Origin of the sequence: Rhodococcus sp. CH91 (assembly GCF_022554085.1) — a bacterium.
GTDB lineage: Bacteria > Actinomycetota > Actinomycetes > Mycobacteriales > Mycobacteriaceae > Rhodococcus.
Genome location: NZ_JAKFYR010000002.1, coordinates 344593 through 365584, shown reverse-complemented (window position 1 = coordinate 365584; position 20992 = coordinate 344593). Strand labels below are relative to the sequence as shown.

At 67.4% G+C, this 20992-nt stretch carries 22 protein-coding genes; 7 read left to right on the top strand and 15 right to left on the bottom strand.

The features are described 5' to 3' along the window. Window positions 1-3: 3 nt before the first annotated feature. Together nrdR and MOM01_RS05350 are read right to left on the bottom strand one after the other, a co-directional pair. Entirely contained in the window at window positions 4-477 is a 474-nt protein-coding gene (gene nrdR, locus MOM01_RS05355; RefSeq protein WP_241384348.1) for a transcriptional regulator NrdR, read from the bottom strand. 193 nt (window positions 478-670) lie between these two features. Beyond that, window positions 671-1090, bottom strand: a complete 420-nt coding sequence (locus MOM01_RS05350) for a hypothetical protein (protein ID WP_241384347.1) — start codon at window positions 1088-1090, stop codon at window positions 671-673. Between the two features lie 240 nt (window positions 1091-1330). Between MOM01_RS05350 and lexA the strand changes: the two genes are divergently transcribed. Continuing rightward, entirely contained in the window at window positions 1331-2038 is a 708-nt protein-coding gene (lexA, locus tag MOM01_RS05345; protein WP_241384346.1) for a transcriptional repressor LexA, read from the top strand. 76 nt (window positions 2039-2114) lie between these two features. Here the strand turns inward: lexA and MOM01_RS05340 are convergent, their stop codons facing one another. The 3 genes from MOM01_RS05340 to MOM01_RS05330 all read right to left on the bottom strand — a co-directional run bounded on the left by MOM01_RS05340 (window position 2115) and on the right by MOM01_RS05330 (window position 5773). Then, the gene (locus MOM01_RS05340) at window positions 2115-3257 is read right to left on the bottom strand and encodes an acyl-CoA dehydrogenase family protein (protein ID WP_241384345.1); all 1143 of its coding nucleotides are present in this window, start codon (window positions 3255-3257) and stop codon (window positions 2115-2117) included. A 119-nt stretch (window positions 3258-3376) separates the two neighbouring features. Then, complete coding sequence (locus MOM01_RS05335; RefSeq protein WP_241384344.1) at window positions 3377-4669, bottom strand: uracil-xanthine permease family protein; 1293 nt, start codon at window positions 4667-4669, stop codon at window positions 3377-3379. 39 nt (window positions 4670-4708) lie between these two features. Beyond that, window positions 4709-5773 carry a DUF2776 family protein gene (locus MOM01_RS05330; RefSeq protein WP_241384343.1) on the bottom strand — a complete coding sequence of 355 codons (1065 nt, stop codon included), beginning with the start codon at window positions 5771-5773 and terminating at the stop codon, window positions 4709-4711. 641 nt (window positions 5774-6414) lie between these two features. On the opposite strand from MOM01_RS05330, the gene MOM01_RS05325 reads away from it, so the two are divergent. Then, window positions 6415-6723 (top strand): hypothetical protein, encoded by a 309-nt coding sequence (locus MOM01_RS05325; RefSeq protein WP_241384342.1) that lies wholly within the window; start codon window positions 6415-6417, stop codon window positions 6721-6723. Between the two features lie 173 nt (window positions 6724-6896). Next, complete coding sequence (locus MOM01_RS05320) at window positions 6897-7619, top strand: YoaK family protein (protein ID WP_241384341.1); 723 nt, start codon at window positions 6897-6899, stop codon at window positions 7617-7619. 221 nt (window positions 7620-7840) lie between these two features. On the opposite strand, the gene MOM01_RS05315 is transcribed toward MOM01_RS05320, so the two are convergent. The 7 genes from MOM01_RS05315 to MOM01_RS05290 all read right to left on the bottom strand — a co-directional run bounded on the left by MOM01_RS05315 (window position 7841) and on the right by MOM01_RS05290 (window position 13233). Beyond that, on the bottom strand, window positions 7841-8149 hold the full coding sequence (locus MOM01_RS05315) for a ScnB (protein WP_374112271.1): 309 nt from the start codon (window positions 8147-8149) through the stop codon (window positions 7841-7843). A gap of 53 nt (window positions 8150-8202) precedes the next feature. Then, window positions 8203-8898, bottom strand: a complete 696-nt coding sequence (gene scnC, locus MOM01_RS05310; RefSeq protein WP_241384339.1) for a thiocyanate hydrolase subunit gamma — start codon at window positions 8896-8898, stop codon at window positions 8203-8205. After that, window positions 8895-9194 carry an SH3-like domain-containing protein gene (locus MOM01_RS23010; RefSeq protein WP_277609228.1) on the bottom strand — a complete coding sequence of 100 codons (300 nt, stop codon included), beginning with the start codon at window positions 9192-9194 and terminating at the stop codon, window positions 8895-8897. Before MOM01_RS23010 ends, scnC begins: the two co-directional genes overlap by 4 nt. Beyond that, on the bottom strand, window positions 9191-9661 hold the full coding sequence (locus tag MOM01_RS05305; protein ID WP_277609227.1) for an SH3-like domain-containing protein: 471 nt from the start codon (window positions 9659-9661) through the stop codon (window positions 9191-9193). The genes MOM01_RS23010 and MOM01_RS05305 overlap by 4 nt, the downstream gene beginning before the upstream one ends. Window positions 9662-9733: 72 nt before the next feature. Further along, on the bottom strand, window positions 9734-10516 hold the full coding sequence (locus MOM01_RS05300; protein ID WP_241384338.1) for a CbtA family protein: 783 nt from the start codon (window positions 10514-10516) through the stop codon (window positions 9734-9736). Then, window positions 10507-10701, bottom strand: a complete 195-nt coding sequence (locus MOM01_RS05295; RefSeq protein WP_241384337.1) for a CbtB domain-containing protein — start codon at window positions 10699-10701, stop codon at window positions 10507-10509. Before MOM01_RS05295 ends, MOM01_RS05300 begins: the two co-directional genes overlap by 10 nt. A gap of 825 nt (window positions 10702-11526) precedes the next feature. Beyond that, the gene (locus MOM01_RS05290) at window positions 11527-13233 is read right to left on the bottom strand and encodes a phosphoenolpyruvate--protein phosphotransferase (protein WP_241384336.1); all 1707 of its coding nucleotides are present in this window, start codon (window positions 13231-13233) and stop codon (window positions 11527-11529) included. Between the two features lie 103 nt (window positions 13234-13336). On the opposite strand from MOM01_RS05290, the gene MOM01_RS05285 reads away from it, so the two are divergent. The 4 genes from MOM01_RS05285 to MOM01_RS05270 are packed head-to-tail and all read left to right on the top strand — an operon-like array spanning window position 13337 to window position 17496. Further along, complete coding sequence (locus MOM01_RS05285) at window positions 13337-14104, top strand: DeoR/GlpR family DNA-binding transcription regulator (RefSeq protein ID WP_241384335.1); 768 nt, start codon at window positions 13337-13339, stop codon at window positions 14102-14104. Next, on the top strand, window positions 14101-15090 hold the full coding sequence (gene pfkB / locus MOM01_RS05280) for a 1-phosphofructokinase (RefSeq protein WP_241384334.1): 990 nt from the start codon (window positions 14101-14103) through the stop codon (window positions 15088-15090). Before MOM01_RS05285 ends, pfkB begins: the two co-directional genes overlap by 4 nt. Window positions 15091-15098: 8 nt before the next feature. Continuing rightward, complete coding sequence (locus MOM01_RS05275; protein WP_241384333.1) at window positions 15099-17192, top strand: PTS fructose transporter subunit IIABC; 2094 nt, start codon at window positions 15099-15101, stop codon at window positions 17190-17192. Between the two features lie 46 nt (window positions 17193-17238). After that, complete coding sequence (locus MOM01_RS05270) at window positions 17239-17496, top strand: HPr family phosphocarrier protein (RefSeq protein ID WP_241384332.1); 258 nt, start codon at window positions 17239-17241, stop codon at window positions 17494-17496. Between the two features lie 2 nt (window positions 17497-17498). Here MOM01_RS05270 and MOM01_RS05265 read toward each other — a convergent pair whose 3' ends face one another. The 3 genes from MOM01_RS05265 to dapF form a co-directional block, all read right to left on the bottom strand. After that, window positions 17499-18557: a hypothetical protein gene (locus MOM01_RS05265; RefSeq protein WP_241384331.1), complete on the bottom strand. Its 1059-nt coding sequence runs from the start codon at window positions 18555-18557 to the stop codon at window positions 17499-17501. Next, complete coding sequence (gene hflX / locus MOM01_RS05260; RefSeq protein ID WP_241384330.1) at window positions 18557-20023, bottom strand: GTPase HflX; 1467 nt, start codon at window positions 20021-20023, stop codon at window positions 18557-18559. The genes MOM01_RS05265 and hflX overlap by 1 nt, the downstream gene beginning before the upstream one ends. Before the next feature lie 94 nt (window positions 20024-20117). Next, window positions 20118-20984, bottom strand: coding sequence for a diaminopimelate epimerase (gene dapF / locus MOM01_RS05255; protein WP_241384329.1), 867 nt, complete (start codon window positions 20982-20984; stop codon window positions 20118-20120). Between the last annotated feature and the right edge of the window lie 8 nt (window positions 20985-20992).

Below are 20992 nucleotides of genomic sequence, written 5' to 3'. Positions count from 1 at the left end.
CGGTCAGTCGGTGTCGGCGGCGGACCGGGAGCTCTGCTGCTGCCGCAGTTCCCGGATCTCGCGTTCGAAATCCTCGGCAGAGCTGAAGGACCGGTAGACCGATGCGAACCGCAGGTAGGCGACCTCGTCGAGATCGCGCAGCGGCCCGAGAATCGCCAGCCCCACCTCGTGACTGGGAATCTCGGGCGACCCCTTCGCACGCACCGCATCCTCGACCTGCTGCGCGAGCTTGTTGAGCGCGTCGTTGTCGACATCGCGGCCCTGGCATGCGCGCGCGACACCACGCACGACCTTCTCGCGGCTGAACGGCTCGGTCACCCCGCTGCGCTTGACGACGGACAGCACCGCGGTCTCGACGGTGGTGAACCTCCGGCCGCATTCGGGACATGCCCGCCGGCGACGGATCGCCGCGCCCTCGTCTGCCTCGCGCGAATCGACCACCCGGGAGTCGGGATGGCGGCAATACGGGCAGTACATGTAGGTTCCTTCGTCGTGCCCGTGCAGGTCGCGGCGTCGGCGTCGAAGCAATGCCTCCCGACCGGAACCGTCTCCACCCGCGGGTGGACCGACACCGCCGCGGCCACACGGAGTGGTGTGACTGACAGTGTTAGACAATACCCGCCTGTCCGGTTCGGGCGTGGGGTGCGGGTCGCTGCGGTTCACGGCACCGTCATCCCCGGCCGGGCCCCGTAGGTGTGTCCGCCTCGCGGACGATCGTCGCGTCGACGCCGGCGGTCCGGGTGATCACCTGTTCGGTGCGCACGTGCGCGAGCGTGAGGAGCATGATCGTGGCCAGGGCGGTGAGAAGCAGTGTCGCCACCACGTGCCGCGGGCTCGCCCCCTCCTCCGCTCGGCTCGACCACCTGATCTGCGACCGGCGGTGGAGTGGTTCACGAGAGGGTGCGGCGGGATACGCCCTCACTCGCGGGGTGCCCGGGGTGGGACCGCAGGACGCGGAGGCCACGATCCGCGGGACGTCGCGCACGCCGGCGTCGAGCCGCATCGTGACCGCCCGGGTCGGCACCCACACGTCCACCTGACCTGCCGCCTTCGCCGGAACTGCTGGGTGCATTCGAACCGCTCTGCTCATCGGAAGCCTCCGTGTCGCCGTGCGTGATCTGCGCCTGCGCTGGGCGTGTTCTGCGACTGCGCCGATCCTTCGATCATCCGTTCGAACGAATGTGTGTTCGAATTTTCTACCACGGGCCGCGTTCGCGCGTCAGCACTTCCCGGGGTGAATGTCGAACATCTGTTTGATATACGCGCGCGATGTCGATAGATTCGAAAGACAACTTGCAACCCATCCGACACTCGCCGCACGGAGGTCACGATGAAGGCGGACGGAACATCCACAGCCCGCCGGGGCGGGTCCACGACCGACGACTCCACGGGCCTCACCGAGCGCCAGCGGCGCGTCCTCGAGGTCATTCGCGATTCGGTCAGCGAACGGGGTTACCCACCGAGCATCCGGGAGATCGGCGACGCCGTCGGCCTCAATTCGACGTCGTCGGTGGCACACCAGTTGCGCACACTCGAGCGCAAGGGCTTTCTGCGACGGGATCCGAACCGCCCTCGCGCGGTCGACGTGCGAGGACTCGAGCCATCCCCCGCCGTCGAGGCATCCCCCGAGGTGCTCGCCGGTTCGTCGGCGGACGAGATCCCGTCCGCTGCAATGGTTCCCGTCGTAGGGCGAATCGCGGCCGGTGGTCCGATCCTCGCCGAGGAATCGGTCGAGGACGTCTTTCCCCTACCCCGCGAACTCGTCGGCCAGGGCTCACTGTTCCTGCTGAAGGTCGTGGGTGAATCGATGATCGACGCCGCGATCTGCGACGGCGACTGGGTGGTCGTACGCCAGCAGAACGTCGCGGAGAACGGCGACATCGTCGCGGCGATGCTCGACGGCGAAGCCACCGTCAAGACCTTCAAGCGGGTCGACGGGGACGTCTGGCTGATGCCCCACAACCCGATGTTCGATCCCATCCCCGGCAACGACGCCGTCGTGCTCGGCAAGGTCGTCACGGTCGTCCGCAAACTCTGATCCCGCTGCTCTCCGGGACGAACGAGGCCGGGGTGGCTCCGCGCTGCGGAACCACCCCGGCCTTCTCGCACACCGATCAGATGTTCAGACCGCGTCCGATGACTTCCTTCATGATCTCGTTCGTGCCGCCGTAGATCTTCTGCACACGTGCGTCGAGGTACGCCTTCGCGACCGGGTACTCACGCATGTAGCCGTAGCCTCCGTGCAGCTGCAGGCAGCGGTCGATCAGCTCGACCTGCTTGTCCGTCGTCCAGTACTTGGCCATCGCGGCCTCCTGGACGGTGAGCTTCTTCTCGTTGAGCAGTTCGATGCACCGGTCCACGAAGACCCGGGCCAGCTGGGTCTCGGTCGCGAGCTCCGCGAGCTCGAACCGGGTGTTCTGGAACTTGCCGATCGGCTTGCCGAAGGCCTTGCGGTCGCGGCAGTACTGGATCGTGTCGTCGAGCACGCGCTCCATCGCGGCAGCCGCGACCACCGCGATGGCGAGACGCTCCTGCGGCAGGTTCTGCATGAGGTAGATGAAGCCCATCCCCTCCTGTCCCAGCAGGTTGGCCGCGGGGACGCGCACGTCGTTGAAGCTGAGCTCCGCCGTGTCCTGGGCGTCGAGGCCGATCTTGTCGAGGTTGCGTCCACGCTCGAAGCCGGGCATGTCGCGCTCGACGACGAGGAGCGAGAAGCCCTGCGCGCCCTTCTCCGGATCGGTGCAGGCCACGACGATCACCAGATCCGAGTGGATGCCGTTGGTGATGAACGTCTTGGCGCCGTTGAGGACCCAGTCGTCACCGTCGCGTACCGCGCGAGTCTTGATGCCCTGCAGGTCGCTGCCGGTGCCCGGCTCGGTCATCGCGATCGCCGTGATGAGTTCGCCGGAACAGAATCCGGGCAGCCAGCGCTGCTTCTGTTCCTCGGTCGCGAGTTCGAGCAGGTACGGGGCGACGACATCGTTGTGCAGCATGAACCCGAGCCCGCTGAAGCCCAGCTTCGTGGTCTCCTCGGCCATGATGGCGTTGTAGCGGAAGTCGTCCATTCCGCCGCCGCCGTATTCCTCCGGCACCGCCATGCCGAGGAAGCCCTGCGCGCCGGCCTTCTTCCACACCTCGCGGTCGACGATCTTGTCCTTCTCCCACTGCTCGTGGAAGGGGGCCACCTCCTGTTCGAGGAACTTCCGGTACGACTCCCGGAAGAGTTCGTGCTCGGGCTCGAAAAGGGTGCGTTCCATCTGCGCTCCTGTGTGAGAGGTCGTTCGACATACTCACGGTATGCAGACGAGCGGGCGGTGACGCTGACAGTATCGAGCGAGTTTTGTGACCCGGACGACCCTCGCCCGGATCATCCCTCTCAGCGACGCAGGTCGGCGAGGCGACGCAGGAGCGGGTACGCCACGAGAATGCCGATCGACCCCCAGGCGATGCCGCCGAGTTGGACGGATCCGATCCACAGTGTGAGATCGCCGATGCCGGCGACGAGCGCGGCCGCGGCGACCGTGAGGTTGACCGGATCGGTGAAGTCGACCTTGGCGTCCGTCCAAATGCGGACACCGAGGATGCCGATCAGCCCGTAGAGCACGAGAGTCGCTCCCCCGAGGACGCCGTCGGGCACCGTGAAGACCAGCGCGCCGAACTTCGGCGAGAAGGCGAGCACGACCGCGGTGACGGCGGCGACGGCGTACGCCGCGGTGGAGTACACACGCGTGGCCGCCATGACGCCGATGTTCTCCGCGTAGGTCGTGGTGCCCGAACCGCCACCCGCGCCGGCCAGGGTGGTTGCGAGTCCGTCCGCGATCAGCGCGTTGCCGGCCATGTCGTCGAGATTCTTGCCGGTCATCGCGGCTACCGCCTTGACGTGCCCCACGTTCTCCGCGACCAGCACGACCACGACCGGCAGGGCCAGCAGCACGACGGACAACTCGAAGGTCGGCGCACGCAGTTCCGGCAATCCGAACCACGCCGCGTCGCGCATGGCGTCCACCCGCTCGGACGAGATCGCCCCGGTGAACGCGGCGAAGACCCAGCCGACGATCACACCGACGAGGATGCCGAGTCGGCCGAGCATGCCCGGGCCCACGACGGTCACGACCAGCGTGACCACCAGGGTCACCGTCGCGACGAGAGGCTGCGCCTCGAACGAACCCGTCGCGGTGGGCGCGAGATTGAGGCCGATGAGTGCGACGATCGCGCCGGTGACCACCGGCGGCATGACCGCGTCGATGACGCGGGAACCCGCGGCCCTGACCACGACGCCGATCAACGCGAGCACGACGCCGACCGCGACGATTCCGCCCAGTTGCGCCGCGGGACCGGAGCCCGCCGAGGCGGTGAGCGGAGCGATGAATGCGAAGGACGAACCGAGATAGCTGGGCACCCGCCCGCGCGTGATGACCAGGAACAGCGCGGTGCCGATACCCGAGAACAGCAGCGTCGTCGTCACAGGGAAACCGGTGATCGTCGGCACGAGGAGGGTGGCCCCGAACATCGCGATGACATGCTGCATGCCGATGCCCACGGTGCGTGGCCACGACAGTCGCTCGTGTGGCGCGACGACCGCACCGGGGTTGATACGACGTCCGTCGCCGTGCAGCGTCCATCCCAGGCCCGCAGCTGTGCGCCCGGTCCGCTTCGCTCGTTCAGTCACGAGACGACATGGTAGGCCCCACCGCGCGCCCGGTCCTCGCTACCCGGACGACGTGCCGCTCTCGAGAATGCTGACGATCGAATACAGCGTGAAGCAGACCGCACCCAGCCCCACCAGCACGCGGGCGGCGATGTAGACCGACGGATCGGCGACGGCCGCCTCGAACACGAAGGCCGCGAGGAACAGACAGGACAGTGCGGTGACGATCGGGACCAGCGGCACCCGGTTCGCCAGCGCGAACGTGCGGCGCCAGACGAGAGCGAGCAGGCCGATCTTGCTGAGGATGCTGAAGCAGACCAGCCCCAGCCCGATCACCACCAGACCGGGCGTGCGGTAGTAGCTCTCCCGGTCCAGGATCAGCAGGACGACACCCCAGACGAGCGCGAGCGAGCCCAGCGCGATCACCAGCCAGGGCCACACGAGCCGTTCCCGCGGCTCGTAGGAATTCTGGACCTGGCGCAGGATGCTGAGCACCAGTCCGATCAGAGCTGTGCAGACCATCGCGATGCCGGCGAGCACATGGCCGGCCGTGAACCGTGCCGAGGTGGCCGGCAGGACCAGATTCGTGATCGCGAACACCCATGCCACGAGCGCCAGCACGACCGGCGCGGTGGCCATGGCCACGAAGGCACCCGGACGAAACGCTCCGGAGGGCGGCTGCCGGTCGCCCTCCGGTCTCACCGAATTCTGCGGGATGAGAGAGAATTTCGTCGACGCCGTGGCGACCGTGGCGACGCACCCGCTGATCAGGCCCAGCCCGAATACCACGTGCCCTGCGACGTAGTGATCCGTGTGGGGCCTGGTGCTCGAGGAACCCCACAGCAGCGCCAGACCGTAAGCCACCGTGCCTGCCGCAAGGGTGTACCCGAGCGTCGGATACAGCACTGCGTCGGTCCGGGTGAACCGGCCGATGAGCTGGCGGATGATGGTCGCCGCGGTAGCGAACAGGCACAGGCAGATCGCAGCGAGGAAGGTGACGACTGGGCCGGCCACCGAGCTCGACGCGTCTGCCGTTGTGGACCAGATGTCGACGCCGTAGCCGAGGCACACCACCATCATGGCGAGTGGAATCGCCCTGAAGACGACGCTCACCCAATAGTTCACACGAATCACGACCTCGGGGCGGTGCAGGGCCTGTAACCACTCGATGGGATCAGTACAGCACGACGCAACCGACGACTCCGTCGGATTCAGCCGTTGCGTGACCGCTCCCGCCGCACCTGCGCGTGCGTCGCGGGCTGAAAGTCCGAGGAGGCCGGGTGCCAGGGATCGGACAGTGCAGCCGCCTGCGCCGACGTCCTGTCGAGCGAGACCATGATGCGCGGTACGGAGAGCACCGTGTATGTGCGTGCCCATGCCGAAGGTTCAGCGCTTCCGGGAGAGTATGCAAACGCACCTTTCATCACAGTCGAGGGTCGATCACCGACGTCGTCGATGCGTCTGCGGCCTTACGATTCTTTCCCGAAGAGCACCCGGCCCGAGTATCGTTGCCAGGACTGGAGTTGGAATAAGGAGGGCGATCCCGCCCCTCGGTTCCAGCCGACGAACCTGTCGAGGTCCGCGAACAGTCAGCCCCCTTCGGGAATTCGGTCTCTGACGCCCGTGCGGCGACCATCCCCGATACGACCACAGCACCGGGCTTCCCGGGCGTCTCGACGGGAGCGGCGTCCGCAGCTGGGCCTCCCGAAAACGCTCATCCGCGAAACCATGTCCGGAAGCATCACAACCGAACGGATGGAGGACCGATGACATTCGAGAACCGCCTCGCCTGCGTGATCGCGGCAGACGGCACCATCGCACGCGGCTACCTGATTGCAGACTGCGAGTTGGCCGGAGAGAACGAATATATCCTGACCTGGAAAGTTCCGCTGCAGGGAGACGCCAAGACCAACTTCGCTGGGACCATCGGCAGCGCAATGACCGAGCCCGTCGAACCGGGCCTCATCACGGTGTCACTGGACGAAGATCCCAACCGTATGAGAGTCCACACCTACGACGTTACGGGAAAGCCCGCCGCCCGCCCCTTCCACATCGCCTGCTTCCGCGATCACTGAGCGGATCCGGTCCTGGGACCCGAACGACGCGTCGCCTGCGCGGCCGAGGCCCGATTGGAAGCCGAAACAAGTTCCTGCCCCGAACCGCGGTGCCCGAGTATCGTCCGGCGGACGACGAAGGCGCCACCCTGTGCAGGGCAGCGCTGACGGACCGACCGAAGGATTCGGTGCAGGTGACCAGAACGATGGCTCGTGTGCGCTCCTCGGACGTTCTGCTCGGCGTCTGGCTGCTGGCGCTGGGCGGCTTCGTGGACGCAATCGCCTTCGTGGTACTGCAGGGCAGCTTCGTGGCGTTCATGTCCGGCAATACGACAATCCTCGGCTCGTCGACCGCGACCGGCCAGTGGTCCCTGGCGGGCCTGTCCGCCCTGCTGATCTGTCTGTTTTTCACCGGATGCCTCACCGGAGCCGCCATCGTGCGGTGGATCGGGTCGGCCGCCCATCGGGTGCTGATGGCCTCGGTCACCCTCATGACCCTGGCCGGTGCGATCGTTGCGAACACGACCTCGACGTGGTTGGGAACGCTGCTGCTAGCGGTTGTCGGAGGACTGACCAACTCGGCACTCGCGACGAACTCCGACGTGCACGTCGGCCTGACCTACGTGACCGGCACCCTGGTCAAGGCCGCGCACCAGCTCGTGGCCGACATCCGCACCACGCATCCGTGGAGCTGGCTCGCCACCATCGGATACTGGTTCGCCTTCGCCGTGGGCGCGACCCTCGGCGGCCTCTCCTTCCACCGGCTCGGTCCAGCAGCACTATGGGTCGCACTCGGATTGGCTGTGGTTGCCTGCACTCTGCCCTCCCGAGCCGAGGTCACCGAGACATCGATCCGCGCAAGTGCCGACGATGCCTCGTCGAGCACGTCGACGAGCGAGCCCCCCCAGCAGCCCTGAACCACCGCCGCCTACACCGCGAGCTCGAGCTGATCCTCATCCCATTCACAAATCCCGCAGGAAACCCGAAAGCGTGAACGAGCCTCCACCGACACCGAACTCGGCGCTCGGCGTGCGCACGTTCACGCGCATACTCCGAGCACGCCCTGTCCGCACGGACTCGTGCCCGCGCCTCGACCCGGCCGAAGAACCGGGTCGAGACAGGCGACAGTGCCGGGGGTTCAGTCACCTTCGAATCGAGCTCGAACCTCCCGCATCTTCGCCTGCAGTTCGTCGGGGCTGATCACTCCTCGCTCGAGCAGCGTGTGTGTTGTGGCGATCGCCGACCGGGTGTGGACAGGGAAATCCCGGTAGATCGTCTCACCCAGGGCGTCCTCCGTATGCCGTCGTTCGAGGTTGTCCCACACGCTGTGCCAGGACAGGCACTCACAGGTCGCCTGCATGCTCGACTCCCACGGTGCAGGCGTCCGGTCCAATTCCGGTAGAGATTCTTCCCGGACGGCGTCGTTCGCAAGTAGCGACAGGATGATCTCGTTCGGCTGGGCCGACTGCTGTCGCTGGCGCCCGACCGGCTTGTCGACCGTCACTGTGGACCACCTCCGACTTGGGACGGGGGCTTCTCTGCAGTCCAATCCGGGTGCGGCAGAGCGACACCGATCATGGTGTCACGTGTGACGATCTCCGCGAGCTGGTCCTCGGTCCAACCCTCCGTGCCTTCCGGACGCATCGGCATGACCATGAAACGCGACTTCTGGTTGGAATCATGCACGCGAACTTCGACATCCGATGGGAAGTGCAGGCCGAACTCTGCGAGTACCTCACGCGGGCGCCGCACCAGCCGCCGCCGGTAATTCGGCGTGCGGTACCAGTCGGGCGACATGCCCAGGACCGGCCGGGGATAACACGAACACAGCGTGCAGACGATCACGTTGTGCACCTGAGGCGTGTTCTCGAGCACGTAGAAGAACGTGTAGTCACTCGGAGTGCCGGTCCCGGTGGGATCCAGCCAGTCGACACCCACCGCTTTGGATGCTTCGGTGGCGTCTTCGAGGAGATGCTTCTTGAATTCCGGATCGAGCCACGCTTTGGCGACGAGCCGAGAGCCTTTCGCAGGACCGATCGACTGGGCCCATTCGGAGAAGCGACGGTGGTCTTCCGATGAGAACAAACCCTTTTCGATGGCCAGCTCCCGGACAGCGGCCTCGAGGACTTCGAACTCGCCGACCTCCGGTGATGCCTGGATCGGGTCGTGGCCGCTATGGCTGTGGGTGTCGGTCATGTCGTTTCCTCCTGGGCCGGCTCGAGCCAGCGTTCCGAAAATTCACTTTCGAGGGTGTCGACGTCGAATCCGGTGTATCTCTCCCACAGGTCGTTTTGGTTGAACCGGACGACGTAGAACGGTTCGGTACGCCCGTTCTCGAGACGATCCCATGCCTCGTCCTCGGGAATCACCCAATCCGGTCGGTATTCGACGACCACTCCGGTGTGGCCGCGTGTGTATGACTGTGTGCGAGTGTGGAACATCGACGTGGCATCCTTGACCGTGACGCGGTCGCCGATCTGAAATTTGGTCATGATCGCTCCTCAATCATGCGCGCACGGACGGCGTCCACCTTGGCCGCCAATTCATCCGTCGTGATCAAGCCCTTGCTGACAAGGACCTTGGTCGCCACTGTGATCCAGCGGGCGTAATACGGGAGGCCGTAGTACAGGGTCGCTCCCAGGTCGTTCTCGGCCCGACGTCGCATCTCGGAATTCCACGCGCCACGCCAGCCCAGGCATTCACACGTGACGTAGGTGTTCATCTCCCAGTCTTCTTCGACCTTTTCGGTGTATTCGACGGGGACATCGGGTTGCCCGCCTACATCGTGGAGTACATGTCGCAGTGCTGCGTACCGGTCGTTCGAGAGCGTGTATGGAGAGTCCTGCACTTCGTGTATCGCCGGGGCGATTTGGGCGACGAGTTTCGAATAGGCGTCGAATTCCGCACTCGCGGTGTGCGCCTTGGCCGGTGCGTTCGACTGCGCTTTGGGTGAGCTCATGGTGGTTTCCGATCCGGTGGTGTCGGGGGGGTTCCTCGGACGAGGCCACCTCCGTCAGGAGTGGTGTGGATATCACATGGCCGACATTGCGGACCTCTCGCGCACCGACGGTCGGGCCGAACGGTCGGACAGGTAGGCGAATATCAGGCCGAGGCTCACCCACAGGGTTGTCTGAGTGGCGAGCGTGGACAACCGGAATTCCCACAACAGTGTGGCGGGGAAACCGTCGGCCACTTCGTCGACAGTCGGCAGCAGAACGCAGCCCACGGTCGCGACGACGACGAACGTCATGATGGCAAGCGCGATACGCGCGCTGGGGTAGCGGAGCTTCGCAGATACTGATGCCACGTACGCAGCCCCGGCTACTGCGGCCAGTCCCACGACTATGGCGGCGAGCCACAGCAGCGTGCGCTGATTGATTGTCTCGGGATCACCGACGGATGGCGGACTCGGCGGATATTTCAGAAAGGGCACGACGACGACGGCGAGCCACGCCGCGGCGGCAAGCCCCAGACTCAATGCGTTTGCCGAGACCGGTACGGCCCGCCGAACAGCGGACGCCACCGTCGCGAAGATCGCTCCCAGCGCTGCGCCTGCCAGGCTCGTGGCGAGGAACAATCCTGCGCGCTGGCCTGTGCGAGTGACAAGCGGTTCGTCTTCTTCGTGCGTATGGCCCACGGTGGGATCCGAATCGGTGTGGGAGTGCGGTTCGGAAACAGTAGTTTCCAGCTCCACTGCGGCATCGATCTGCGGTTCCCCGACAACGAAGCCCATCGCGCCCGCGATCAACCCGGCAAGCAGTCCTGCCAACAACCCGCGAGCGACGAGGCGGCCGTACCTCCCTGTCAGTGGCATGGCAGAGCGAGGAGATGACGACCATCGTGCATGAGTTCGTGCAAGAACATGCCGCTGCGCGAAATTGCACCGTTGTCGAACCCGACGAGATAGAGCGTGAGTAACGCAAGGAGGACGATGCCCGCCGCCATGAGGGCGGCGCCGATGGCTTCGGTTGTGCGCGCGGGCGCTGCAGTGAATGTCATGATTTTCCCCTGGGGTGGGTTCCAGTTGGTCTGTTCGATCGTCGGAGGATCGTTCGAAGAAGTCGATCGTCGCAGATGCGGCCACGGTCGCAGATACGGCCACGTACGGAATTCGAGACTTTCCGACTTTAACACGACAGAAATTCGCGGAGACATGTTTCCGGATCGACGGCAGCTCTCGCACGGGGACAAAAGTGATCTACGCACGATCCTGGATATTTCTCCGAAATCATTGCTTTATCAAAGGTTTTGATGATCAAGTCTTGTCGCTCATGCCTGTCGTCGGGACGGGCATGGGTATCAATTTTCGAGCGGTTACGTACGGCTTTACATAGCGTTCCGCGCCTGCGCTCGGATACCGATCGATTCCTCTCGAACGGGACGAATCCGAATATGTGCGTTTTGTAGACGAGTATGCCGCGAACGTTATTACTCGGACATGTCTCGTGCGAGGCGCAAAAGGGGCGAACAGCGATCGGCTGGAGAAATTTTCGGATCCGGACTCGGCAGGTACACAACCCATCCCAGGAAGGCATGACTCACGTAGCCTTTCGACGCGTGACGGACGGGTGGACCGTAGATTCCGGCCCTCGTCATCAGCGCCGAGATCAACCGTGTACTACACGCGATACTCGACGCCATGGCCGGTTCGACCTGGCCGGCCCCTGCCGCCACAGTCCGATCGCCCCACATCGGCCGTCGCTTGCGTAGGCAGTAGCACAGTCCACACGAACCACTGCTTCGGAGCGGTGCAGGGGCCCCTGTAACCACTCGATGGGATCAGTGCAGCCGACGCAACCGACCGCTCCGTCGGATTCAGCCGTTCTACTCCGCGGACCCACCCAGACAGCGCAGAGCCGCGGCGCGTGCGGTCGCCGGATCGGCGGTCTGCAGCACGGCCTCGGCAGCCGACCGGCACTGGTCGATACTCACCGACGCCAGGCGCGCACCCACGAAGGTGATCGCCGATGCGGCACACGAGAGCGAGGTCACCCGCATTCCTGCCAGTACGCACGCGAGCAGCGGGTCCGCGGCGGCCTCGCCGCACACCCCGACCGGCTTCCCCACCTCCGCACCGGCGCGCGCGGCACGGGCCACGAGCTCGAGGACGGCCGGCTGCCAGGGATCGGTGAGCGCGGCCAGCTGGGGCGACATCCGGTCGGCCGCCATCGTGTACTGGGCCAGGTCGTTGGTGCCGATCGACAGGAAGTCGAGATGCTCGAGCAACCGGTCCGCGAGCAACGCTGCGGACGGAACTTCGATCATGACGCCGGGTGACAGACCACGCTCCCGCACTCGAGCGGCGAAATCGGCAGCCTCGGCCACCGTTGCCACCATGGGCGCCATGACCCACGGGCGGGTCCCGGTGCGCTCGGCCGCCAGGGCCACCGCGTCGAGCTGACGGTCGAGGACCCCCGGCGCCGAGGCGGCGATGCGGATCCCGCGGACACCCAGCGCGGGGTTGGCTTCCTCCGGGTGGTTGGCGAAGCGGAGCGGCTTGTCGGATCCGGCGTCGAGGGTGCGCAGGACCACCTTGCGGCCGCCGAAGGTGTCGAACACCTCCGCATAGATGTCGGCCTGCTCGTCGACGGTGGGCTCGATGTCGCGGTCGAGGAAGCACAGTTCGGTGCGGAAGAGGCCGACTCCCTGCGCGGGTGTCCGGCTCGCCGCCCGGGCTCCCGGCCCGTCCTGCACGTTGGCGAGGATCTCCACGGGAGATCCGTCTGCGGTGGCACCGGGACCCGCCCAGGATGCGAGGCGCTCGCGCTCGACGCGGTCGCGGGCGACCTCCGCATCGGCTTCGGCGCGGTCGGGTTCGATCACGACGCGGCCCGTGGCACCGTCGACCAGGACGGGGGTACCCGCGGGCACGTCGTCGAGGCCGGCGACGGCGACGACGCACGGGATGCCGAGCTGCCGGGCGATGATCGCGGTGTGACTGGTCGGCCCACCGAGCGAAGTGGCCAGGGCCACGACCATGGACGGGTCCAGGCCTGCCGTGTCGGCCGGGGCGAGGTCGGTGGCCAGGAGCACGGACGGCACCTCCGGCATTTCCAGCCCCGGTTCGGGAACGCCCTGCAACTCGGCGACGACCCGATCCCGGATGTCGAGCAGGTCGGTCACGCGTTCGGCCTGCAGTCCGCCCATCTTCTCGAACAATCCGGCGAACTGCTCGATGGCGGCGACGGTGGCTCCCACCGCGTCGGTACCGGAGCGGATCCTCGTCGCGGCGGCACCCCTCCAGGCCCTGTCCTCGGCGAGCACCGCGGTTGCCTGCAATACCTCCGCAGCGGCACCCGACGCCCGTGAGGCCCGGGCCCGCAACCGGTCGGCCACGACCGCCACGGCGTTCTCGAATCTCGCGAGTTCGGCCTCGCGTGCGGTGTCGGGGACGGAGGTGACATCGGCGGGGACGACCGGTCGGGCGACGGGACGGGTCACGGGCCCGTATCCGACTCCGGGAACCACAGGGGTGCCGTGCAGGGCGGATGCCGACTGGTCCATGGAGATCTCCTCACCACCGTAGGTCATGTGATCTACATTACTCATAGCCCTTGACATGTCAACATACCCGGGCGTAAAACAACATAAAACAACATTACTCCCCACGAATCGGGCAGCCGGAGGAACGACGGTGTACGCAGAGGAACGGCAACAGGCGATAGCAGGCCTCGTGGCGGCCCGCGGCCGCATGTCGGTCACGGCACTTGCCGACCGGTACGGCGTCACCACCGAGACCGTCCGCCGCGATCTGGCCCACCTCGAACGTCTGGGCCTCGTCCGGCGTGTACACGGTGGCGCGATTCCGGCCGCCTCGCTGACAGTGGCCGAACCCGCCCTGTCCGAGCGTGAGCACACCCGTGCCGAGTCCAAGGATCGGATCGCCGCCGCAGCGACCACCCTTCTTCCCCCCACCGGCGGAAGCGTCCTCTTCGACGCCGGCACCACCACCGGCAGGATCGTCGCGGCGCTGCCACCCGAAACCGATCTCACCGTCGTCACCAATTCGGTACCCATCGCCGCGCGCCTCGCCGCGATGAGCGCCGTGCAACTGCATCTGCTCGGCGGGCGCGTCCGCGGAGTCACACAGGCCGCTGTCGGAGCCGAGGCACTGAGCGTGCTGTCGACACTGCATGTCGATGTCGCCTTCATCGGCACCAATGCGCTGAGCATCGAACACGGTCTGTCCACACCGGACGCCGACGAAGCTGCGATCAAACGCGCCATGGTCGGCGCGGCCGATCGAGTGGTCGTCGTCGCCGACTCGACGAAGATCGGTCGACGGAATCTCGTGAGTTTCGCCTCGCTCGACCCCGTCGACGTCCTCGTCACCGACACCGACCTCGACGAGACCGACTGCCGACAACTCATCGAACACGGAATCGAGGTGATGACGGCATGATCGTCACGCTCACAGCCAATCCCAGTCTCGACCGCACGGTCGATCTGACCGGGCCCCTCGAACGCGGAAAGGTACACCGGACCGAGAGGTCGACGGTCGACCCGGGCGGGAAGGGAATCAACGTCGCACGGGTCCTCCACGCCGCCGGCACCGAGGTGGTCGCGGTCCTGCCGGCCGACAGCGGGGATCCCCTGCTCACCGCGTTGAGCGAGCAGGGGATCGTGCACCGCGCGGTGCCCACCTCCGGCCCGACACGCAACAACATCACCATCGTCGAACCCGACGGCACCACGACCAAGCTCAACGAGCCCGGAACGACCTGCACGGCAATCACATCGGGCGAGCTGCACGCGGTGCTGCTCGAATGCGCACAGGATGCCGCCTGGGCCGTCCTGTCGGGCTCCCTACCCCCCGGCGTGCCCGACTCGTGGTACGCCGATCTCGTGAGCGCCCTGCGCAGCCTGGGATGCCGCGTCGCCGTCGACACCTCCGAGCGGCCGTTGCTCGCTCTGGCCGAACGGTTCCCGGCCTCCGCCCCGGATGTCGTCAAGCCGAACTCCGACGAACTGGCCCAGCTCACCGGGGCCGACGCCCACGCGCTCGAATCCGCCGCCGAGACAGGAGATGTCACCGCGGTGGTGGAGGCGGGCCGACTTCTGGTCGGTCGCGGCGTCGGAGCCGTCCTCGCCACCCTCGGCGGCGCCGGGGCCGTCCTCGTCACCGATTCCGGCGCCTGGCGCGCCACCGCCGCGGATGTCACCGTCCGCAGCACGGTCGGCGCGGGCGACTCGTCCCTCGCCGGATATCTCCTCGCAGAACAGGACGGCCTCGCACCCGCGGAATGCCTGCGACTCGCCGTCGCATACGGGACCGCGGCCGTCGCGCTGCCGGGCACCGCCGTGCCCGCCCCCGATTCGGTGGATGCATCCGGCGTCCACGTCACCGACGTCGACCCACGCCGCCGACCACTCACCCCCCTCTCCTAAGGAACGTCATGTCCGACACCACTTCCGGCCTCGCAGGCGGTTCCTCGATCATCACTCCGGAACTCGTCGCGCTCGACTCCGACCTCGGGGCCGACAAGAACTCCGTCATCGCAGCGCTCGCCGGACGACTCGCGGCGGCCGGGCGTGCCTCGGACGCCGAGGCACTCACCGCAGCCGTTCTCGAGCGGGAAGCGAAGTCCGCCACGGGACTGCCCGGTGGCATCGCCATCCCCCACGCGCGTAGCGAAGCAGTGCTCACCCCCTCCCTCGGCTTCGCCCGGCTGTCCCCGAAGGCCGACTTCGGAGCACCCGACGGCCCCGCCGATCTGGTCTTCCTGATCGCCGCGCCGGAAGGTGCGGGCAGCGACCACATGAAACTGCTGACCGCACTCGCCCGCGCACTGGTACGACCCGACTTCGTCGCGTCGTTGCGCGCCGCATCCTCTGCGGACGAGGTGATCGCGCTCGTCGAAGGCGTCCTTCCGGAGCGCCCGGCGTCCCAGGAACCCGCCGCCCCGGAACCCGCCCCTGCCTCCCCTGCGACCGGTGCACCCGTCGGCGCACCGGGAGCGGTCGCACCACCACCGCAGGATGCGGACCGGTCCAGCAGAGGTCGCACGATCGTCGCGGTGACCGCGTGCCCGACAGGGATCGCGCACACCTACATGGCCGCCGACGCACTGGTCGCGGCCGGTGAACGTGCGGGTGTCTCGGTCCGGGTGGAGACCCAGGGATCGAGTGGCAGCACTCCCCTGCCCGACGACGTGATCGCCGGCGCCGACGCCGTGATCTTCGCGACCGACGTGGGAGTCAAGGGCCGGGAGCGTTTCTCGGGCAAACCTGTCGTCGCCTCGGGAGTGAAGCGGGCCATCAACGAACCCGACACGATGATCGAGGAGGCTCTGCGGGCATCCACCGATCCGTCCGCGCGCACCGTCGAGGCAGCATCGGGCGCGCCGGCGAAGGAGAAGGACACCGGGGACCTCGGCTGGGGCACCCGCGTGCGGCAGATCCTGCTCACCGGCGTGAGCTACATGATCCCGTTCGTCGCGGCGGGCGGTCTGCTCATCGCCCTCAGCTTCCTGCTCGCCGGCCCCGACATCACCGATTCCGCGTCCGCGATCGTCCTCGACAACACCCTGACCAACCTGCCGGACGGCGGACTGGGGACCTATCTCGGTGCGGTGCTGTACCAGATCGGCTCGCTGGCCTTCTCGTTCCTCGTCCCGGCACTCGCCGGCTACATCGCCTTCGCGATCGCCGACCGTCCGGGCCTCGCACCGGGCTTCACGGCGGGTGCGGTCGCCGTCTTCGTCGGCGCCGGCTTCATCGGTGGTCTCGTCGGTGGCATCATCGCGGGCTTCGCCGCCCTGTGGGTCGGCCGCATCCCGCTACCGACCTGGGCGCGGGGACTGATGCCGGTGGTGATCATTCCGCTGCTCGCGAGCCTGATCGTCGGCGGCCTCATGTTCCTGCTGCTCGGCCGCCCGCTGGCCGCGATCACCACCGGACTCACCGACTGGCTCAACGGTCTGTCCGGCGGATCCGCAGTGCTCCTCGGCGTCATCCTGGGTCTGATGATGTGCTTCGACCTCGGCGGACCCGTCAACAAGGCCGCCTACGCCTTCGCCGTCGCAGGTCTGGACGTCGCCAACACGGCCTCGCTCGAGATCATGGCCGCGGTGATGGCGGCAGGCATGGTCCCGCCGCTCGCCATGGCGCTGTCGTCGCTGCTCCGTCCCAGCCTCTACAGCACGGCCGAACGGGAGAACGGCAAGGCCGCCTGGCTGCTCGGCGCCTCGTTCATCTCCGAGGGTGCCATCCCGTTCGCGGCCGCCGACCCGGTCCGGGTGATTCCGTCGATGATGCTCGGCGGAGCGCTGACCGGTGGCATCGTGATGGCCGCCGGCGTGACTCTCACGGCTCCGCACGGCGGACTGTTCGTACTGTTCGCGATCGACCACGTCGTGTGGTTCCTGGTCGCCCTCGCGGCCGGCACGGTACTTGCTGCGCTCGCGGTCAGCATCGCCAAGTCCGTCACCCGGACCGAGAGTGCGTCCGCCGACACTGGCGGCGCCCGGCCCGCACCCGTGCGGTCCTGACCGTTCCGCCTCTGCTTCCGCCGTCCCCATCACGAAGGAGATCCACATGCCCAGCACCACCGTCGCCGTCGGTTCGTCCATCGGGCTCCACGCCCGGCCCGCAGGGATCATCGCCGAGGCCGTCGTCGCGGCCGGTGTCCCCGTCACCCTCGCGGTCGACGGCGGCGAACCCGTCGATGCGGGTTCGGCTCTGATGATCATGACCCTCGGAGCGTCCCAGGGCACCCCGGTGACCGTCACGTGCGACGACGATGCGGTCCTCGCGCAGGTCGCGGAGCTGGTGGCGGCAGATCTCGACGCCTGATCTCACCGGGTGCGGCGACGTCCCCGGCGACGCGCAGCGAATCCGACCACGCCGAGCACGAGTACCGTAGCGACACCCGCACCGGCGATCGGCAGTGCCGCGGACGAACTTCCGTCCGCGGCATCGTCGTCGGGAGGGGTGAACAGATCGGTCACACCCCGATGGATTCGGAGGGGCGGATTCTGCGCGGGTGTCCCTCCGTTCGCCGCTGCTCGCTCCGACGCGGTGATCAGATCGCCCTCCGCGGTGAAGGCCACCGCTTCTCCCTGCGGTTCGTCCGGGACCGGAATCCGGAATCGAGGGCCTGCGACCAGCGCCGCCGCGAGGTCACCCTCGGTCACGGGGAACAGATACACGTCGGTGTAGGTCCGGACCGCGGCCACGGTGCCGTCCGCGCTGACAGCGCCACCGGTGATCAGGGTGGAGGATGCCCCGGGGATGGGGCCGCCGGGGGTGTCCGACGGGCCGAGCACCAGCGTTCCGACCTTCTCGAGGGCCGTCGGCCCCGGCGCCGGGAGATCTCCGATCCCGAGGCCGCGTGCGGGCCGGTAGACGTTGCTCGCCCCGAACAGTGCCTTGGTCACGATCACCGGCTCCCCCGCGGCCGAGACGAGCAGTGTCTCGGCGTCCCGGGGACCGTCGGGATACGTCACGCGGTGCAGGTCCCCCTCGCCGGTGTCCGGATCGAGCGAGATCAGCGCGACCGTCTCGCGCACCCGGCTGTTGTCACCGAGATCGCCCAGCCACAACCGCCCGTCCGGCCCGGCCGCGAGATCCTCGACGTCGTACGGGTCCACGGGCGACGGAATCCGTTGCCGCACCGAGCAGTCGGGGCCGAGTTCGACGATCCGCTCGTCCTCCCCCGCATCCGGAGCCGCGAACATGCGCGATCCGAGCAGCGCCAGACCCGACAACTCCTCGAGAGCGGAATCGTCGGGGGTGCACAGGATGCCGGAGGGGAGGTCGGCGACCGGGATCTCCGCCTCCTCCGCTCCGACGGGTGAGGCCGGCACGAACGCCGCGACGGCAGCGAGCAGCGCCGCCCGGCGCACGACCCGCATCAGGCCGCGAAATCGACCAATGCAGAGGCCAGCGCCGCGGGCACCTTCGCGTGGACCCGGGTCCCGTCCACCTCGTGCTCGGACGACAGGATCTGCCCGTCGGAGTGGATGCGCGCAAGGAGATCACCGCGGGTGTACGGCACCAGCAGCTTCACCTCGACGTCCGGATCCTCGAGCAGGGTCGCCAGGTGAGTCTGCAGATCGTCGACTCCCTCACCGGTGTGCGCGGACACGAACACCGCGTCGGGGATCAGGCTCCGCAACTGTGTGAGGGTGACGGGATCGGCAGCGTCGATCTTGTTCACGACGATCAATTCGGGCGGCGGAGGCGCATCCGATTCGCGCAGGACCTCGGTGACGACTTCGCGTACTGCCTTGATCTGCTCGGTGGGCATCGGGTCGGAACCGTCGACGACGTGCAGGAGCACGTCGGCGTCTGCCACTTCCTCGAGCGTCGAGCGGAACGCCTCGACCAACTGGGTGGGCAGGTGCCGCACGAAACCCACGGTGTCGGTGAGGACGTACTCCCGCCCGTCGGGGAGGCTGGAGCGGCGGGTCGTGGGATCGAGGGTCGCGAACAGTGCGTTCTGCACCAGCACCCCGGATCCGGTGAGCTTGTTCAGCAGACTCGACTTGCCCGCGTTCGTGTACCCCACGATGGCCACGGACGGGACGCCGTTGCGCAGCCGCCGGGTGCGCTTGGTGTCGCGTGCGGCCTTCATCGCCTTGATCTCGCGCCGCAGCTTCGCCATCCGCTCGCGGATGCGTCGCCGGTCGGTCTCGATCTTCGTCTCGCCGGGGCCACGCAGACCCACGCCGCCGTTGGTGCCCGCGCGACCACCCGCCTGCCGCGACATCGACTCGCCCCAGCCGCGCAGACGCGGAAGCATGTACTCCATCTGGGCGAGCGAGACCTGGGCCTTGCCCTCACGGGAGGTCGCATGCTGCGCGAAGATGTCGAGGATCAGCGCGGTACGGTCGATGACCTTGACCTTGACGACCTTCTCCAGTGCCGTGAGCTGCGCGGGAGTGAGTTCGCCGTCGCAGATGACGGTGTCGGCGCCGGTGGCCAGGACGATCTGCCGGAGCTCGTCGGCCTTGCCGGATCCGATGTAGGTGGACGCGTCCGGTCGGTCACGCCGCTGGACGAGACCCTCGAGGACCTCCGAGCCCGCGGTTTCGGCAAGCGCGGCGAGCTCGGCCAGGCCGGCTTCGGCTTGCGCTGCCGTTCCGCCCGTCCACACTCCCACGAGCACCACTCGCTCGAGCCGGAGCTGGCGGTATTCGACCTCGGTGATGTCCTCGAGTTCGGTGGACAGACCGGCCACACGCCGCAACGCGCTGCGGTCCTCGAGTTGCATCTCGCCGACGGAGGGATCCTCGGCGGTCCAGCCATCGGGCGTGTCGAACGCCGTCGATGAGCTGTCTTCTGTGGTGGCGCGGCGCGTGCGCTGTGTGTTCGTCATACACCTCCATGGTGTCACGAAGCCCGAATCGGTGCATTCGAGTTTTTCCGTCACGCCTGCCGCAGTCGCACCGGGTCGCCGATCCCGGAGGGGATCAGTACGGCGCCGACCACCACGACTCGTCGAGTTCACCGGTCGCGACCAGCACCGACGGCCCCCGGAGCCAGGCCCGCCCGTCCTCGATGCGCACCTCCACCGAGCCACCCGGGATCCGCACGCGCACCACACCGTCGGACACACCGTCGAACCGCAGGGCTGCCGCGGCCGCGGCCACGGTGCCGGTGCCGCACGAACGGGTCTCTCCCACTCCACGTTCGTGGACCCGCATGTGGACCGTTCCGGACGTGATGGGGGTGAGGAACTCGATGTTGACACCCTGGGGGAAGAATCCCGGATCGAAGCCGGGAGACGTGAGATCGAGAGCGGCGAGGGCGGCCTCGCTCAGATGCGGATCCACACAGGCCAGATGGGGGTTACCGACGTCGATCCCGAGACCCGGATAGACCCGCCCGTCGATGGTCGCCGCCGACTCGCCCAGCGCACGCACGACTCCCATGTCCACCGTCACCTCACCGAGGACCGGCCCGGTCTCGTGCACCTGGACGGGCTTGCCACCGGCCCGGCTCCCGACCACGAACTCCCGCCGGGACTCGAGGCCACGCGCGGTGAGATAGTGCGCGAACACCCGGACGCCGTTGCCGCACATCTCCGCCACGGACCCGTCCGCGTTGCGGTAGTCCATGAACCAGTCGTCCGCGTCGGTGCCCTCGGGGAGTTCGCCCAGCGTTCCGGCCGACACCAGCGCGCCGGCCTTCGCCACCCGGAGCACGCCGTCGGCTCCGAGACCGCGACGCCTGTCGCACAGGGCGACGATCCGTTCGGCGTCGAGGTCCAGACGGGCATCGGGATCGGGAAGGATCACGAAATCGTTCTCGGTACCGTGCCCTTTGCTGAACTCCATGGCAGACA